Source organism: Microcoleus sp. S36b_A4, from assembly GCF_036700645.1.
Lineage (GTDB): Bacteria > Cyanobacteriota > Cyanobacteriia > Cyanobacteriales > Microcoleaceae > Microcoleus.
The window spans coordinates 19,724-36,902 of record NZ_JAUBPI010000064.1; the positions used below are offsets into that span (position 1 = coordinate 19,724).

Consider the following 17,179-nt stretch of genomic DNA (forward strand, 5'->3'; position numbering starts at 1 on the left):
CCGCCCACTGACGAATAGATCGGGCTAAGTCATCAATTTATTGCACACCAATAAATTTGTGAGTTTGCAAAGATAGCCTGTAACTAGGATTTTGTTTCAGCAATTCCAAGATAATTGGAATCGATAAATTTTTGGAGTTCCATTCTGGTTGCAAGAAAATCGGAATATTCACATTACTTGCCAAATGCTTGTGATAAAATGCAACTTCTTCGCCAGTGCTAACCACCAACTTAATTTCATTAGCTCTAGTCCAAAAAAGCTCTTGCACCGGATATTTAGGATTGACGTGTTCCTTCGGAGAAAGAGTAATCCAAGCCTGCGGGGAAACATCCTGCCAGCAAGCACCCGAAGTTTCAATACTCACCTGTTTGTCAGCTTCTAACAAAGCTTCAACTAACTCAGGCAAATCCCGGTGTATAAAAGGTTCGCCGCCAGTAATGACCACCCTCGGAGACTGCAATTGAGCGAGCAATTGGGCGATCGACTGCGGCACAGACGGCAAACCTTTGCCCCCATTTTCGTACCCTGTGTCACACCAAGGACACCGCACAGGGCAACCGGCCAATCTGATAAAATCAACTAAAGTCCCCGTCCAGTAACCTTCGCCTTGAACAGTACACTGAAAAGTTTCGTGAATTGGTAATTTTAGTTGTAAATTAGACACCCGAAGTTACGCCTCAAATCAATTAATTACGTTGTTTATATATAATATTCTTAAATTGTTATTTCTTCGCGGTTTGCAACAATTAAAAACAGTACTGAACCTATAAACGGGGTGTATGAAAAAAAATTATCCCTTTTATCCCAGAAGCTTGACCCAGCCCAAAAACGGATACCGTGCCACGTACTCCTGTCGTGGAAAGATAAAAATTTTAGACCAAAGTTCAAGATCCCAGATTTATCTGTGGGGTAAATCTAAAATCTAAAATCTAAAATCTAAAATCGACTGACTCAGCAATCCGGTTTCTTCATAGCTTTGGTATGAGTCCCTTAGAAATCCACCACAAACCGCAAATAACTCTTTAATTATGCTGTTCAGGTTCCATCAGAGTAGCCCAACGGCGTTTCAATGCCAAAGTCAGTCCGTCAGCAATGGGGACAACACTGAGAGTAACTCTGGGATCGTTACGCAATTTGTCGTTAAAAGTACGAATAGCGAGGGTGCTTTCGTCTTGTACTTGAGGATCAGCCACTCGTCCAGACCACAGAACATTGTCAATTACAATTAAACCGCCATTGCGTACAAGTTGTAGCGATCGCTCAAAATAAGCCTCATAATTTTCTTTATCGGCGTCGATGAAGGCAAAATCAAAGGTTCCAGCTTGTCCCTCGGCTATTAGTTTGTCGAGAGTATTTATTGCTGGGCCCAAATGCAAAGAAATCTTATTAGCCACGCCCGCAGCTTCCCAATAGCGTCGTGCGATCGCAGTATATTCCTCGCTGACATCGCAGGCAATAATTTGACCGTTAGGAGGCAGTGCTAAAGCTACGCACAGCGCGCTATAACCAGTAAAAACGCCAATTTCTAAGGTTTTGGTCGCTCCCATAAGCTGCACCATGAGCTCCATAAACTGACCTTGTTCGGGAGCAATCTGCATCATCCCCATAGGATGCTTAGCAGTTTCTTCTCGTAGTGAAGCGAGAATATCTGGCTCCCGCAGAGAAATAGATAACAGATAATCGTAAAGTTGATGTTCTAGGCCAAGAGTTGAGTTCGCCATCGGTTTGTCCTTGCTGCTCACTTTTGATTTTAGATTGTAGACGCCCTGTTAATGGAAATCCGAGAATGTAGAGTTAATTTAGGCATCTATCTTGCTGTGGCTGAGGGCAGGTTGCAGTAGCAGTCTCTCGGTTACACAGAGGCAACTTGCAAAACGCGCGCTCTACTTCCAAATCAGTTTATCTCAGCCACAGGTGATTTAGCAGCTCTGGAAAATAAAAATAGATAGAGGGGAGCGTTTTGAGATTCCTGCTTTTCTAGGACTAGCACCGCGTAACGCCGTTAGTGATACCAGTTCAAAAAATGAATGCAACTGTATAGAATCTGCAAACCCATACATAATCAGCCATTCCCCATCTCAAATCTCAAATCTCAAATGGTATGAGTAGGGGAGAATGTGACCCAAAGCATCCAGGATACAAGCCCCCGGATTCATCCGTGGGGTCAATGCTTCAATTCTTTAATCTAAAATCTAAAATCTAAAATCTAAAATCGATTGACTTCATCCTGATTACTAACTAGATGAACTGCGAAAAACATAAGTATGTCATTGCCAGTGAAATGAAGCAATCGCCGAGGTTGTAATTAGTTTACATTTTGTTACATTGTCAAGTTTGTTTGTGTCGCTCTAATTAATCGCCAATGACTCATTATTGAGGACTTACGCACTCCCAAACAAACAAACCGTTTCCTTTAACTATTATTGATGGGTTCAAGCCCGTGTATTTTCATGGAACAAACCAGGCGTCTGGAAACCCTTGTCTCCCGGAGTATTACTAATCACTAATAAACTGGGTTCAATAGGACGATTTCTTAACTGTCACACCTTATGAATCCATACCTAAACAACTTACCCCAATTCTCAACTAACTTGCACGATTGAGGTAGAGCAAGCATTTGTGGGAAAAAACAGGTTGATCGCAACCCTTGGCCTGCACTTTTACTCATAACTAATTAACCGGGATTAATAGGACGCTCACTTAACTGTCACAGTTTATTACTCCAGACCTAAAACACCTACCCACAATCAAAACAACATTCCACCAAGGCATCGCTATGTATTACAGTTTTGCAGGTTTTGGTGCCGCCACAGGCATATTTTTGCTGCTAGTTTTTGCCATTCTGCAATGGCTGCACGTCTCCGCCGGCAGTTTTATTGATTGGATAATTGCCATTGCTATTTTTGAATGGCTGTTGCTGATAGTTACAGTTCCCTGGAATATCCATTTTGAAGCTAAAGAAGTTTTAGCCCAAGCCGCAGAATCGACTAAAAAAAACATTGCTGTCGATCAGGAACAAGTCAAATACGTTACTGTATTAGTTAGCCGATCGCTCTTTGTGGCGATCGCACTTCACCTGTTTAGCGCGATCGTACTTTACGCCCTAGCCGCCGCCGGAATTAGTGCTATTGGCTATCTCAGTTCCGCTGCTGCACTGCTGTTAACTGTACTGCGTCCAGCTATCCGAGGTTATCAGTATTTAGCCCAAAGGCTGACAAGTATCCGCCGCCAATTTTTGCACCCCCGCGAAGATATTGTCGAACTCCGCAGCCGCTTTGCAAACTTAGAATCTACAGTTAGAGATTTGAACAATCAATTAAGTTCAGACAATCCGAATTCATGGGTGGCTGTACAAAATCGGGAACGGGAAGCTATCAGAAGAGAACTAACTACTTTATCCGCATCTCTACAATCTTTGCAAGCGACAAATCAAGCAGAGCACACTCACCTGAGAAGAGATGCAGAAAGTGCGATCGCCCAACTCACCGATGACGGACAATTTCTCAACCATGTCCGCGAAATCATCCGCTTCTTTAAAGAATCGTAAAGTCCTATTATCTCCGGTCAAACAACCAGATTCACATTGGTTTGTAGTGAGGACTTTAGTCTAATGGCACTAAAAAAGTGAGCCCCAAAAAATCTGTAAGGCAAGATATACATAGATAATTGCCTGACCAACCAAAATATCTCTCTCCATTATGCCAAATCCTGCGTGCATTCTCAAACAACAATTTTTGCAGAGCGTTGCCTCGCCTTGGGAGAATCTTTGCCCTTGGACTTTAGTCCGCAGGATCGAAGGGCTAAAGTCTTCACTACAAACTCATCTAAATCGATATCATTCAATCGGACATCAACTACGGTAGCTGACCTAATTTTTGAGTAAGAATCGCTACAGCCACTTCGTAATCCTTTCCGAGGAGGTAAGCGAAATGATAATAGCTGGCCAGATAGAAATCGCAACCAAACTTCTGATAGCGATCGCAGATCGCCAGAAATCCATAACGGGCATCGCTGGGCTTTGTGAACCAATCACGATGGTAAGAGTCCTGAAGAAACAGGGTAAGTGTCTGTTGGTCAGCACTCGAAATCAATCGAATGGGATCGATGCTGGCATGGTGCGATCGTGGCACTGGCAGCAGCAGGTTATACTCTTCAACTGTGAGAAAATCTGCGAGACTATCTTCGGCGATCTCAAAGTAGGATTCCTCCGGTAACTTGAGAAAATGGTGCCACGCCATCCAAAATTCGTGTTTGCTGTCAAATCCTGGATCGATATCTAATCGCCACTGTTGATCCTGACATAAATCATCGAGAACATCTTGGGGCAAATCCATGAGTTTCATAAATCGTTTCCCTGCAATCCTTTTAACCGCCTAGTGCGACTATTCTAATAGATATCTACAGAAGAAAGAGATATTTCAAAAGAGCGATCGCCCGCAAATAAAAGGTGCGCGCTCACGCTCCACTTATTCCTAATTCTCTAGCTCCTTTAATCGTTCAAACACCAACACTGAATCGATCGCCCCAATTGCCTCTGACATTCGCAACTCGTGCGTTCCTCCCAAAGTAATATACCGCTTTCCTTTCTGCTGAAGAATCTCAACAAACCACTGGTGCATAGTCATTCGTAAATGTTCGCTTTCTCGCGTTCCATCCTGAACAAACCCGAAATCCGGCTGAGTCAAAATATACAAATCATAGCGGCGGCTGTCTGCAATTTTCTCGACCATCGGGTGTTCGGAACCAACGTAACGTTTGTGCCAAATACAAGTAGCTAAAGAATCTGTATCGCAGATAACTACTTTGTTAGCGCGAGTAGCCAGATCGTCTTCTATAGCAGCTTGTTTCTTGGCAATTGCTACAAATTCATAGCTGTCCCAAATTTCAGGATCGGGCGAATATTGCCTGCCTTCCCAGTAACACCTGCCGTATTCGGGAACCCAAGCAGTTTGATAGTGCTGTGCGAGCGATCGTGCCAGGGTAGTTGTGCCGCTCGATTCTACACCGAGCACGCAGACTCGTTTGGCAAAGTAGGCTTTGGCTGGGGGAGTCAGCATTTGCCAGTGTTCGGCTAAGTGCGATCGCAATTGCGTTCCAGAAATCGGGAATTTGAGTCGTTCGCGATCGACTGCAAAGTGTTGAGTTCCCATCAGTTTTGCCCAAGGTTCCCCGTAATCTTCTGAAGTAAAAGCGATATCTGGTTTTCGCCCGGAAAGCACCTCAAGAGTCCTCTGAGCCCAAGGTTCGGGGGCTTCCGGCAAATCGTCGAGGACTTCGATAACTTCTGCGTCGGGATGCAAAAACCGAATCCAGTCGGCTCTAACGCTTCCTGCAACTGCTTGATTTGTTTTGTAACAGGCGAGAACGATTAAACGGTCAACCTTTTTTTTAGCTTCTCGAATTAAGTAGTCGTGTCCTTTGTGGAAGGGATAAAATTTGCCTACAGTAACACCCAGTATCATAAAGATTGCTGCTGTTTTAACTTTTGTTCCGAGTAAATCCGCTGAAAATTTTGCAGTCCGTAAATTGCCATCAACCAAAATATCGCGTACAAAATACTCGTCAGATATAGCCCGCGCGAGGCGTACAAGGGAACGTAAATCGTGTCTGCAACAATCCACAAATACCAGCTTTCGAGATAGCGTTCCATCAGGTACAACTGGGCGATCGAGCTTAAGATGGTGGTCAGGGCGTCCCAAAATGGTGCCGCACCGCCCAAATATACTAATACTGTTCGCAAGGCAAATACGCCAACTGTAACTAAGACTGCGGTGAGGATGAGCCAGCGTTGATCCATGCGAGATACAGGTTTTTCTGTGCTGTTTTCGCCGCCCTGCAGCCAAATATAAATTGCTCGCAAGCTCGTGATTAAATAGAAAAATTGAATCGCAACTTCGCCGTAAAGTTTAACTTGATAAAACACCGCAGCGTAGGCGATAACTCCGATTAAGCCGATCCACCAGCCTAGGGGATTGTTTTTAGCAAGCAGCCAAACGCTCCAAGCAGAAGCGATCGCGGCTATCGCTTCCATTAAGTCGAGTTGGATAGGGACAAACCACTGCACAGAAAGCAGGAGTACGAAGGTGCTTGCTGTCAAGCCGATTAAGTTTGGCAGGTTCGCTTTTTTCATGGCAATCCCTATCTCGGCTGCCTATATTGACTGCGAAATCAAATCCGAATCCTTCTTTTCTTTTGAGCGATCGACACTAAAGTCTTCATAGTACGATCGCTCAGTATTCACATCCCACAAATCGTGCTTTTCGCCGAGAATATTTCTCACAGCCAGCATCCCCGTCAGCATGGAATGGTCTTGGTTGTTGTATCGGTGCATACCGTTGCGCCCGATCGTCTGCAAATTCTCAAATCCCTTCAAAAAACCTTCAAGTACCTGCAAGTGTCCTCGATATTCTCCATCATAAACTGGATAAGCTTTAAGTTGCCGTATGACCACTCCATCTTCCACATCAGCCGTTGTTGCTAACCCTAAACCAACCAATTCGCGAGTTGCTAATTCGATCAGTTCAGCGTCCGACATTTCCCAAATCTCGTCGCCTACGCTACAGAAATATTCCATTCCTAAACAACTTTTGCTGACATCGGGAACTAAAGCTGCGCTCCAATTCTTAAAGTTTTGAATTCGTCCAACTTTGACTTCGGGAGAGTGAATGTAAATCCAGTTGTCAGGAAACAAATCCTTGCGATCGACAATCAGCGATACAATCAAAAAATCTCGATATTTGAGCGATCGCGCGGCGTGCAATACCTCTTCGGGCGGCTGCGGTTTCATTCTTGCTACCAGCGCCGATATCGGCATACTGGTAATGAAATTATCCGCGGAATATTGAATTAATTCTCCGTTTTGCTCAGCAGTAATACTTTTAATTTTATTCCCTTCACGCTCAAAGCTAATCACTTTAGTATCGAGATAAACTTTGCCATCTTTATTCTCCACAGCTTCCGCGAACTTTTCCCACATCATCCCCGGCCCCAAAGCTGGATAATCAAACTCTTTGATTAATGTTTTAGTGTCGTTGCTACCAAACAAAGCATTAATAATTGCTGTCGTCAGCGACAATCCTTTAATCCGCTGCGCCGCCCAATCTGCTTGAATTTCCGAACAAGGAATGCCCCAAACTTTTTCAGTGTAAGTCTTAAAAAATGTTTTATACAAGCGTTCGCCAAAACGATTGATCACCCATTGTTCAAAAGTTTTTTCTTCGGTAAGTGGCCAAACTCTCACTTTCAGATAACTCAAAATAATTAGCGTACTCTCAATTATGCCCAAATTAAAGAGAGTATTGAAGGCACTGATCGGATAGTTAAAAAATTTACCTCGATAAAAGATTCGCGACAATCGTGGCACTTTAATAAACTCATTTCCCAGAACCTCTTGCCACAACTGCTGCACGGCTTCAACTTTAGTATAAAAGCGGTGGCCGCCAATATCGAAACGATAGCCTTTGTAGGTTTCTGTGCGAGCTATTCCCCCAACTTTATCACCTTTTTCTAGTACAACAGGGATGATGCCTTGCTTGACGAGCTCATAGGCAGCAGTCAAGCCCGCAGGGCCTGCACCCACGATCGCAACAGGATAATGTTTCACTCAGCCTACCTCCAGCTTTTTTATCGAAACTATACAGTTATTTATAACTTGTCAAAGGGATAGATGCACCCGTGAATACCCTGAGAAACTATCGATCTACCTGATGTTTAAGCACAAATTACCTTGATTTATTGAGCGGATACCGGCAAGCTAACTTTGCCAGTCACAGGCTTTTTTTGGTATAAGTAGCGACCAGTGCCGATCGCGAATGCCAGTCCGCTGTAAAAGTAGAAAAGCCAGTGCCACGGAATAGTTTTCAGGGCAAATAGGATACCGTGTTTACGGTGAAAAAATCGGTAAAGCGGTGCATTAATTGCTACCAGTGGTATGGCCAGCAAACTAGCCAGTAACAGAAAGCTCAGCGACCAGCACGTTCCCAAAACTGCCAGCAGCACTGCATAAGTTAAAATCACGCTAATGCGATTTGAAACTTGCAAGTTGAGGTCGTTATTCAATTGGCGATCGCGCCAAATCAGTTCTGTCCAAGGCAGTGCTCGGTAGAAAAAGTCAGCTTTCACCATCCCCATAGGTTTCCACTGCTTTAAATGCTTAACCTGCAATGTTTTGCACAGCCGAATGTTATAACCTGCTTGTTTCAAACGGTAGCCGAACTCAATATCTTCGATCGAAGCTTGGCGATAACTCTCATTAAAGCCACCCATTTGCAAAAAAATTTCCCGGCGAATCACTCCGCAAGCGCCCCAAAAAGTCGAAGCTTCTTCGTTACCTGTTTGGTGCACGTAGTGGTGCAGCAAGTTCCTGTACTGCGATAGAAAATCAGGATCTCCAGGATCATCGTCGTAAGAGCCAATGAAAGCAGCTAAGTAGGGATTATTTTTGAACACCGATATCGCATAGCCCACAGCTTCTGGACAAACAGCGACATCAGCATCCACAAAAAACAGAATATCTCCCTTTGCAGCTTGGGCACCCAAATTCCTTGCCCGCGCTGGCCCCCCGCATTCGGGAATCCTGATCAGTTTGGCGCCGAATTCCTTGGCCAGACGCCAGGAACCGTCGCTTTCGCCATCTGCTACTACAATAATTTCGATCGGTTTGGGCACAGCTTGAGCCAGTTTTGACAAACAGGTGCGGAAGTAAGAGCCCCCGTTGTGGACTGGGATAATAACGGATACAGTGGGGTCGGCGGTAGAAATCATTACCTAAATTGTTTAAGTTGCAGGGGCTAAAATTTGCTGGGATTTTATTGTTGCTACTTTACTAAGGGTAAAATTAGCTCTACTTTTTTATTTATAACTCGATTGCTGTTTGTATTCAACTAGATTTTTTGCTGGCATTCTCGATTGGATTTTCCCCAATTCATACCTGTATTCTACGCCATATCTTGCTGAGACTGACCTGATGCAGACAACAGCTTTACAAAATCTTTAAATATAGGATTGTTTGTGTAAACTTGCGAAAAAGCACCGGCAGGATTTTTGTGCGGCTGTGTTGCACCGCACAAGACTGTGATTTTATAAGTAAGTACACCGTATAAAATAAAACATACTTTCTACGGGTATCCGGGAACTGTCAGGACTTGCGCGGTACAATTTATTTTACAGACCTCATCTCCGAATGACTCCTGCACCAAGTGTCGATCGCGACTGCGGAGTCAATGCACATTTTATTATTTTTGGCAATATATTTTAAATATACGTCAAATATACGTCTTAAAATTTCTGACGCTGTACGATCGAGCTTTCGTAATTTGCTAACATACCCTTAGCTAGCTCCCTTTGAACCAAAACTTTTACATAAACCCTTTTTTATATTACATGAACAACTCCCAAAACACTTTAAATCAGCCATTAGTTTCAGTCATCATACCAGCTTTCAACGCTGACAATTTTATTGCTAAAACCTTAGAGTCTGTTTTATCTCAAACTTATCAAAACATAGAAGTTTTAGTAGTTGATGACGGCTCTACAGATACAACAGCCAAAATCGTCCAATCTTTTGCTCAAAAAGATAGCCGAGTCAGCTTATTCCACCAGCCAAATTCCGGCGTCGCCGTCGCCCGCAACCTAGCAATTGAAAAATCAAAAGGCGAATATATTGCCCCCATCGATGCCGACGATATTTGGTATCCGCAAAACCTAGAAAAACAAGTTAACTGCCTGAATTCCTCAGCACCATCTGTCGGAGTTGTCTATTCCTGGTCAGTTGATATAAATGAAAAAGACTTGCTCACAGGTGGATTTTATAACTCCACCATCGAAGGAGAAGTTTACACAGCATTAATTTATAAATATTTTATAGGCAATGCCAGCTCATCTCTAATCCGCCGCGTTTGTTTTGCAAAAGTCGGCGGTTACAACAGCCAACTTAAACTAGAAAACGCTCAAGGCTGCGAAGACTGGGAACTGCACCTCCGCATAGCCGAACATTATCAATTTAAAGTCGTACCAGAATACTTAGTTGGCTATCGGCAGATTGCCAGCAGTATGTCTAGCAACTATGCAGCAATGGCCAAAGCTCACTCTTTAATTATGGCAGATGTCCGACAGCAACATCCCGAAATTCCCAGCAGAATTTATCACTGGTCTAGCAGCAATTTTTACATTTACTTAGCTGTTAAAAGCAACCGCAGCGGCAATCACCGCAGTACATTATCTTGGCTGTATCGAGCTTTCAAAGAAGATTTATTAATGGCACTTTTGCGCCACAATTTGTATCTGCTGTCAATTGAAAGTATATTAAAAATAATACTCCCACCGCCAACAGAATCAGGGTTAGAGTTAAAACAAGCATCAGAATCGAGTGAAGGGACGACACTTGCTAGGATTGAGGCGCGAACCAAGGCTCACAGAATGTTGCCATCGCAGCTATACGAAAGAATGCGATTCAATAGTTTAGGAAATCGAAAATCTACATAAACCCTACGTTGAAAAACCCGGTTTTTTGAAGAAACCGGGTTTTTGAGGAAGCTAGAGGGCGTTTAATTCTGCCTGGTTGGTCGATCGAGAATCAGGAAAGAGGGTTAAATAAAAAAAATTAATTTTCCATTCTTACTTCTTCCTTTTCTTCCTGCTTCCTGCTTCCTGACATCCGTTACATCCATTACATCCGTGGAGCGAATCCGTTGCCGAACTTCCTTATTCCCTCTACTTAATATCTCTAAGCGTGAGAAGCTGTAGCAGTTTGAGCTTGGGGCTGCTTACCATCGGGCGAAATAGATTCCCCTTCAATAAACGATCGCAACATCCAAGCCATTTGTTCGTGCTGTTCCATCAAACCAGTCAAAAAGTCTGCGGTTCCGTCATCCTTAAACTCTTCACCGCACTGTTCAACGTGTTTGCGGAGATTGCGAATAATCAGTTCGTGGTCGTCAACTAAACGCGATACCATTTCCGTAGCCAAAGGCAAATCGCCGATATGTTCTTTTATCGAACCATACTTCAGAAAGCCCTCAGCAGTACCAATTGGATAACCACCTAAAGTTCTCACCCGTTCAGCCATAGCATCGATATTTAGTGTTAACGCCTGATAGTGTTCTTCCCACAACTGATGGAGCGATCTAAACTGTGGCCCAACTACATCCCAGTGATACTTTTTGGTTTTGATTAACAGCAGATAAGCATCTGCCAGGTCGTGATTCAATAGTTCGATAACGCCTGCACGCTGCTCGTCAGATAGACCTATGTTTAACTTACGCATTGAAATTGTTCCTTCAAATCTAACTTTACATTTATTAGAACAAATTTACCCAACCACTTACATCAACCCAGAGGACGATCGAAGACGATCGCATTTTAGTAAAATATCTGCTTTTCAGGTTAAAGTAATTGCAATATTGATACCCTTAGATAGATGCAATCAAACTTATTGTTCCGAAGCGCTTTTGTTTGCCGATCGCATCGATTGGGCAGCAGGGGAACCCCCGCTCAATCCCGCTATATAAAAAGGCTGCACTCTGATTGTTAGTAAAAATCAAGGAATTTATGCCGAAGTTAACGAACATCACACACACTTAATTGTGCGGGCGGGTTTAAATGATGGCATAAGGAACTTGCAATTAAATATAACCCTTGACCCCATCTAGTAGACCGAAAGAGAGAGCCTGTTTGCTCGCTTCACCTTGGGAAGGACTTGCGCTGCTGTGACCACCACAGCACTCAGCCGAAGGTATCAACGGCCGTGTAGCGTTTTGGGCCCCCATGAATGCTTTGTCCAACCCGACACTCTGATGAACCATCGTTATGGCAACTGTTTAAACCTGGTTCTTGGCGGATGGCGTCTCCAGGAGAGATAAAAAAAGCAATCCTCTGTGTTTGCGCGAAGGAGGAGAAAGAGGGCATTGCAGTTTGTCCTATCTGGGGAATCCGGGGTAAAGTAGCGGTAGGAAATATTTATCCATACTTTGACTAACTGTGCTACTTTCATTGTTAGCTGTAAACCATCATGCGGGAAATCTGCCAGAGCGTGGAAACCATATTTCAACTGCTGTTAGACGAACTCAAAAAGTCCACTCGCGCGTCTGAGCAGAACTGCCAAGATGTAGCAGGGCGACTCGCAGCAGAAGTCAACAGGATATGCACTGAAAGCCAGCGGATTCAGGCCTCTGGAGATATAGAAGGTTCAGCCCAGAGCCTAGCTCAGCACCGCCTGCAACAATGCCTCCACTATTACAATTTAGGCTCCGGGCCCGGGCGAGTAGAATTGCACAGTACCCTCAGCGCGATCGTCTATCGCTACATCACCCCTCCGCAGGTGCAGTCTAGCTATCAGGCGCGAGTAGAACTGATCAAAGATTTTTTGCAAGGATTTTATCTGGAAGCTTTAAAGGCATTCCGGCGCGAAACCCAACTGCCACCTACCTACAGTCCCCGCACTCGCTTAGAACTAGCAGAGTACATGGCCTTTGTAGAGCGCTTCGGCAAGCGGCGCATTCCTTTACCTCGGAACCGCAGTCAGCAACTAATTATTTTACGGGCCCAAACCTTTTCCCAGCAGCAGCCCAAAGAAACCTCCGTAGATATGGAACAAGCCGCTGACGGAGGGGCTTCCGATTCCGACCAAACTTGGAACGACACCTCGGTGCACTCCGTGCGGGAAGCGATGGCAGGACAGGGTTCCGCTGCAATTCGCCCGCAAGGCGACGAGTCAGAATCTCTGCGGCTAAACGTGATTGACGAATTAGTGGCTTACTTGAAAGAGCGCAATCAACAAGACTGCGCCGATTACTTCGTGCTGCGCTTGCAAGACTTGCCGACTAATGAAATAGAGTCGCTTCTGGGCATAACTCCCCGCCAAAGAGACTATTTACAGCAGCGCTTCAAGTACCATTTGCTCAGGTTCGCCATGTCGCACCGCTGGGAACTTGTTCACCAGTGGCTGGAAGCAGACTTAGACCGCAATTTGGGTTTGCTGCCTTCTCAGTGGCAGGCGTTTGGCGAGCAAATTGGTCCAGAGGGACAGCGTTTGCTAAAGTTGAAACAACAGGGTCTGTCAGAATCAGCGATCGCCCAAACCCTGGGTAGCACGGTAGCCCAGGTACAGAAGCGGTGGTTTAAATTGCTGGAACTTGCGTGGGAATTGCGAAATCGTTCAGATTCCGGAGAAGGGGCATCTAGTGATGAATAACGAAACGAACAGGGATGCAGAGGCTTTCGATCGCCATTTTTTAGACTGGATATTGCAGGTGCCGATCGCGAATACCTCTAACGAAAATGAGGAAAACCTCAATCCATCCCCTCGCTCAGAAGAGTGGGGCGACACAGAAGACAATTCCGGGGTGGAATACTGGGAATGGGACGAACCAGACCCGCTGGACTATCAAGTGGGGGCGCACAACAATGCACCCGCACAACCGCTGACAATTGGAGAAATACCGACCGTGCAAGACCGTTTTCAGACCTTGTTAAAAGAAAGGCTTAGAGCCGAAATTGAATCTAACCCGCCGCTGTTCCCCTGGGAAACAGAATTCAAAAGCTACGACCACGACTACCCAGACGATGTAGCCCCGCAATGGGTTCCCCCCCTACACCTCTGGACTCCCCAACTACAAAATATCAGGTGGGGCCGCCTGCCAATTCCGATCGCCCAAGGGGTTTTTGCTCAACTGCTAGAACCTTGTCAGGAGCTGGTAATGTCGTCGCTGCGGCAAGGCTCAAAGTTAGTTCGCGCTGTAGATAGCTTATTTCCGGGCCAGTCTCAGGAACTCAACGAGTTAGCTGGTTTAGTGCTCCGAGGTTCTTTGCGGGGACTTCTAGATTTAGAAGATTTCCCGAATTACGAAGCAGCCAGTACCGATCAACAAATGGTGCTGTCGCTGTTGGCCGCCAAGGAAATCATTGAGTCTCTAACTCTCGATTGTCCTGTGAATCAGCCGCCGGTTTCGCGGGAGTGGCTGACTGGTTTGGGTGCGCTGACTCTGGAGGCTCAATACCTGTCAAACCCCAACAGAGAACAGCCAATGCCGTGTTTAAGAGTTGAGTGCCAATTTCCGGGGGCAGGAAGTTTGGAACTCAAGGGAGGAGATGCCGAAGCAACTGCACACCGTCCGAATTCGGGGCATTTAAGTGTGGAGTTGTTTGACCCGCAACCTAACAAGACTTATGCCCTAGAAGTTCGATTCCAAAACTTCGAGACCAGACCTTTGATGTTTGCTATTCGTCCAATTTGGGCAGTACAAGATAGCAACTAGAAAGGTTTAATTAGAGTAAATAAGGTAGGTGTTTACTCTCTGGTTTGACCTCACACAAAAACAGATGCAATCCCTCGACTTCTGTCGTGGAAAGCCCAAAAAATTAGATATTAGTTCAAGCCCCCAGATTCATCTGTGGACTCAATCTAAAATCTAATGACCGAGAAATAAGATTTAGATATTAGTTAAAACCCAGATTTATCTGTGGATTCAATCTAAAATCTAAAATCTAGAATTGTTTGACAGGGAAATAAGATTTAGATATTAGTTAAAACCCAGATTTATCTGTGGATTTAATCTAAAATCTAAAATCGTTTGACAGGGAAATAAGATTTAGAGATTAGGTAAAATCCAGATTTATCTGTGGATTTAATCTAAAATCTAAAATCTAAAATCTAAAATAGTTGGATGGGTGCACATGACAACTGATAACCTGCGAAATATACCTGTTTTGGGTAAGCTGTGGGAGCAGATTGAGGCCATGCCTCCGCCGGTGATTGAGGATTCTTTACTGCTGCGAATCCTAGTTCAGTTGTTGGTAATTGTGGGAATTGTAGCTACTGACGTTGCTGCTGAAGAAGCCCAGAACCTGTGGGCTGTGCCTGTTAGTATTGTGGGAGCAACTTGGAGTTGGTACCGCCGCCGCGATCGCAATGTAGCTGCTAAGTTCTGCATAGCTATTGGAATGCTGGTGGCGCTGTTCGCTTTTTTTAGCCGCTTGGTGGGAGAATTGAACGATACGCGGTTAGTTTTGGCGCAACTGTTAATCCAACTTCAAGTGCTGCACAGTTTCGATTTGCCCCGCCGCAAGGATTTGGGCTATTCGATGGTAATCGGGCTAATTTTGTTAGGGGTAGCAGCGACTCTCAGCCAAACCTTGACTTTTGGGCCGCTGTTGTTGGTGTTTTTGGCTTTAGCACTTCCGACTTTAGTGTTGGATTATCGATCGCGCTTGGGATTTTTGAAGCCAGAAGCCATTGGCGAAAAAGCACAAGGTAAAGGGAAAAATGAAAGCCTGTCGCTATTTGCTGCTACTTTATCCCCAAAGTATTTTGGTTGGCTGCTACTGATAACTGTCGGGTTGGGGCTGACTATTTTTGCGTTTTTGCCACGCCTCCCTGGCTATCAGTTGCGGACTTTTCCGGTGAGTGCTCCTATTGAATATCAGGGGGAGTTTGACTCGCGCAGCATTCTGAATCCGGGGTATGTTAGAGGGGGAAATGAAAAAGGAACTGGCGGAGGAACGGGGAGAAATCCAGACTCTGGGCCAGGAGAGGTAGACTCTACTTTTTATTACGGTTTCAACCAGCGCATTAATCAAAATTTGCGGGGGGAAATGAAACCTCAAGTGGTGATGCGGGTGCGATCGCAGGCTGCGGGTTTTTGGCGGGTATTAGGCTTTGACAAATACACTGGTCAGGGTTGGGAAATTTCTCGCAACGAACAAGCTCAAAAGCTGACTCGACCTAGCTGGTCTTATCAATTTTATTTGAATCCGTTTCCCAATGCGCCTCGGACTCAAGAGGTGATTCAAAGTTATACTATTGTTGCTCCAATGCCGAATTTGATTCCGGCTTTAAACAAGCCGAAGGAGCTTTATTTTCCTAGTCCAGAGGCGGCGATTGATGCGGAGGGGGGTTTGCGAGCGCCTGCAGAATTGGGAGAAGGTGTGACTTATACGGTGATTTCTAATGTGCCTTTTCGCGATCGAGCTTTGTTGGGTAAAACTGGTACTAATTACCCGAAAAATATTCGCAATTTCTATTTGGATGTGCCGCCGGAAATTGCCGCAAAGGTGCGGGCAAAAACTGAGGAAATATTGCTAGCAAGGACGAGAGTAGCTAAGTCTGATAGAGCGATCGATTCTCCTTACGAAAAAGCTTTGTATTTGGCTCAATATTTAAAGCAAAATCCGAATTACAAAATAGAAAAAGCTTTGCCTTACTTAGAAGAAGGTGAAGATTTAGTCCAGGCTTTTCTGTTTGGCTACAAAAACACCCAGGACGGCAAAAAAGTTACAGGTGGATATCCAGACCACTTTTCGACGGTACTGACAATTATGCTGAGGTCGATCGGGATTCCGGCGCGGCTGGTGGGCGGTTTCGATACGGGGGAATTCAACCCGTTTACTGGTTACTATGTTGTGAAAAATACCGACGCTTTTTTGATGACGGAGGTATATTTTCCCAATAATGGCTGGTTTGCTTTTAATCCGATTCCCGGTTATCCGCTGATTCCGGCTTCGGTGGAAGACAACCAGACTTTTAGTGCGCTGGAATCGTTTTGGAATTGGATCGCGGGTTGGCTACCGACTCCTCTCAGAAGCGGGCTGGATTCAGTCATAGGTTTTGTAATTGGCTGGATAACTTTGATTGTAGGCTGGTTTCTGGGACAGTTTGCTAAGGGTTGGGTGGGGTTATTTACTGGTTTGATTGCTGCGATCGCCTTTGGCTTTATTGGCTGGTTAATTTGGCAACTGTGGCGCAAGTGGCGCCACCGCCGCTGGCTGGCGAAGTTGCCGCCCGTGGAGGGAGTTTATCAGGAAATGCTGAAAGATTTGGCGAGTAGGGGATTTGTGAAACCTCGCGCTCAAACGCCTTTGGAGTATGCTGAGGCTATGCGCGGGAATCATGCAACTGATGAAGCTGAGGTGATTGATGAGGTTTCGCAGGCTTACGTGCGGTGGAAGTACGGGGGCGAAGCGGGTAATTTGAACCAGTTGCGGGGGTTGGTGGAAAATTTGAGGCGATCGCACTTGAAGAAACTCAAAAAGCGCTGGTTTTAAGCGATAAGGGTAGGAAAAAAAGCGTCGCTTGCCTACCCTGTTGAGAAGTTCGCCTAGCTCTTATTTAATAGACCTCTTGCGAAAGTGCGCTCGTTCTAGGTAAAATAAAAGAAAAAATTAGCTCCCATAATATGAAGTACGA

Annotated in this window: 14 protein-coding genes; 6 read left to right on the forward strand and 8 right to left on the reverse strand. The window is 45.0% G+C overall.

Annotated features, from left to right (window positions below; translation table 11 throughout):
• Positions 1-37: 37 nt before the first annotated feature.
• Both QUA03_RS19405 and QUA03_RS19410 read right to left on the reverse strand, forming a co-directional pair.
• Entirely contained in the window at positions 38-664 is a 627-nt protein-coding gene (locus QUA03_RS19405; RefSeq protein ID WP_333214087.1) for a 7-carboxy-7-deazaguanine synthase QueE, read from the reverse strand.
• Between the two features lie 358 nt (positions 665-1,022).
• Positions 1,023-1,721: a class I SAM-dependent methyltransferase gene (locus QUA03_RS19410; RefSeq protein ID WP_333214088.1), complete on the reverse strand. Its 699-nt coding sequence runs from the start codon at positions 1,719-1,721 to the stop codon at positions 1,023-1,025.
• A 1,055-nt stretch (positions 1,722-2,776) separates the two neighbouring features.
• On the opposite strand from QUA03_RS19410, the gene QUA03_RS19415 reads away from it, so the two are divergent.
• Positions 2,777-3,547 (forward strand): hypothetical protein, encoded by a 771-nt coding sequence (locus QUA03_RS19415; RefSeq protein ID WP_333214090.1) that lies wholly within the window; start codon positions 2,777-2,779, stop codon positions 3,545-3,547.
• 307 nt (positions 3,548-3,854) lie between these two features.
• On the opposite strand, the gene QUA03_RS19420 is transcribed toward QUA03_RS19415, so the two are convergent.
• From QUA03_RS19420 to QUA03_RS19440, 5 genes are all read right to left on the reverse strand, one after another.
• Positions 3,855-4,343 carry a hypothetical protein gene (locus tag QUA03_RS19420; RefSeq protein ID WP_333214092.1) on the reverse strand — a complete coding sequence of 163 codons (489 nt, stop codon included), beginning with the start codon at positions 4,341-4,343 and terminating at the stop codon, positions 3,855-3,857.
• 129 nt (positions 4,344-4,472) lie between these two features.
• Positions 4,473-5,462, reverse strand: coding sequence for an AAA family ATPase (locus QUA03_RS19425; protein WP_333214094.1), 990 nt, complete (start codon positions 5,460-5,462; stop codon positions 4,473-4,475).
• Positions 5,459-6,130, reverse strand: a complete 672-nt coding sequence (pnuC, locus tag QUA03_RS19430) for a nicotinamide riboside transporter PnuC (protein WP_333214096.1) — start codon at positions 6,128-6,130, stop codon at positions 5,459-5,461. The genes QUA03_RS19425 and pnuC overlap by 4 nt, the downstream gene beginning before the upstream one ends.
• 21 nt (positions 6,131-6,151) lie before the next feature.
• Entirely contained in the window at positions 6,152-7,603 is a 1,452-nt protein-coding gene (locus QUA03_RS19435) for an NAD(P)/FAD-dependent oxidoreductase (protein WP_333214098.1), read from the reverse strand.
• 128 nt (positions 7,604-7,731) lie between these two features.
• Positions 7,732-8,763, reverse strand: coding sequence for a glycosyltransferase family 2 protein (locus QUA03_RS19440; protein WP_333214100.1), 1,032 nt, complete (start codon positions 8,761-8,763; stop codon positions 7,732-7,734).
• A 618-nt stretch (positions 8,764-9,381) separates the two neighbouring features.
• Here QUA03_RS19440 and QUA03_RS19445 point away from each other — a divergent pair.
• Positions 9,382-10,482: a glycosyltransferase family 2 protein gene (locus tag QUA03_RS19445; protein WP_333214102.1), complete on the forward strand. Its 1,101-nt coding sequence runs from the start codon at positions 9,382-9,384 to the stop codon at positions 10,480-10,482.
• 241 nt (positions 10,483-10,723) lie between these two features.
• On the opposite strand, the gene QUA03_RS19450 is transcribed toward QUA03_RS19445, so the two are convergent.
• On the reverse strand, positions 10,724-11,263 hold the full coding sequence (locus QUA03_RS19450; RefSeq protein ID WP_333080946.1) for a Dps family protein: 540 nt from the start codon (positions 11,261-11,263) through the stop codon (positions 10,724-10,726).
• Between QUA03_RS19450 and QUA03_RS19455 the strand changes: the two genes are divergently transcribed.
• The 4 genes from QUA03_RS19455 to QUA03_RS19470 all read left to right on the forward strand — a co-directional run bounded on the left by QUA03_RS19455 (position 11,247) and on the right by QUA03_RS19470 (position 17,037).
• Positions 11,247-11,507 (forward strand): hypothetical protein, encoded by a 261-nt coding sequence (locus QUA03_RS19455; protein WP_333214104.1) that lies wholly within the window; start codon positions 11,247-11,249, stop codon positions 11,505-11,507. The genes QUA03_RS19450 and QUA03_RS19455 overlap by 17 nt on opposite strands.
• Positions 11,508-12,007: 500 nt before the next feature.
• Complete coding sequence (gene hetZ / locus QUA03_RS19460) at positions 12,008-13,189, forward strand: heterocyst differentiation protein HetZ (RefSeq protein ID WP_333214106.1); 1,182 nt, start codon at positions 12,008-12,010, stop codon at positions 13,187-13,189.
• Positions 13,182-14,252, forward strand: a complete 1,071-nt coding sequence (locus QUA03_RS19465; protein WP_333214109.1) for a hypothetical protein — start codon at positions 13,182-13,184, stop codon at positions 14,250-14,252. Before hetZ ends, QUA03_RS19465 begins: the two co-directional genes overlap by 8 nt.
• Positions 14,253-14,670: 418 nt before the next feature.
• Positions 14,671-17,037, forward strand: a complete 2,367-nt coding sequence (locus QUA03_RS19470; protein WP_333214111.1) for a transglutaminaseTgpA domain-containing protein — start codon at positions 14,671-14,673, stop codon at positions 17,035-17,037.
• Positions 17,038-17,179: the final 142 nt, after the last annotated feature.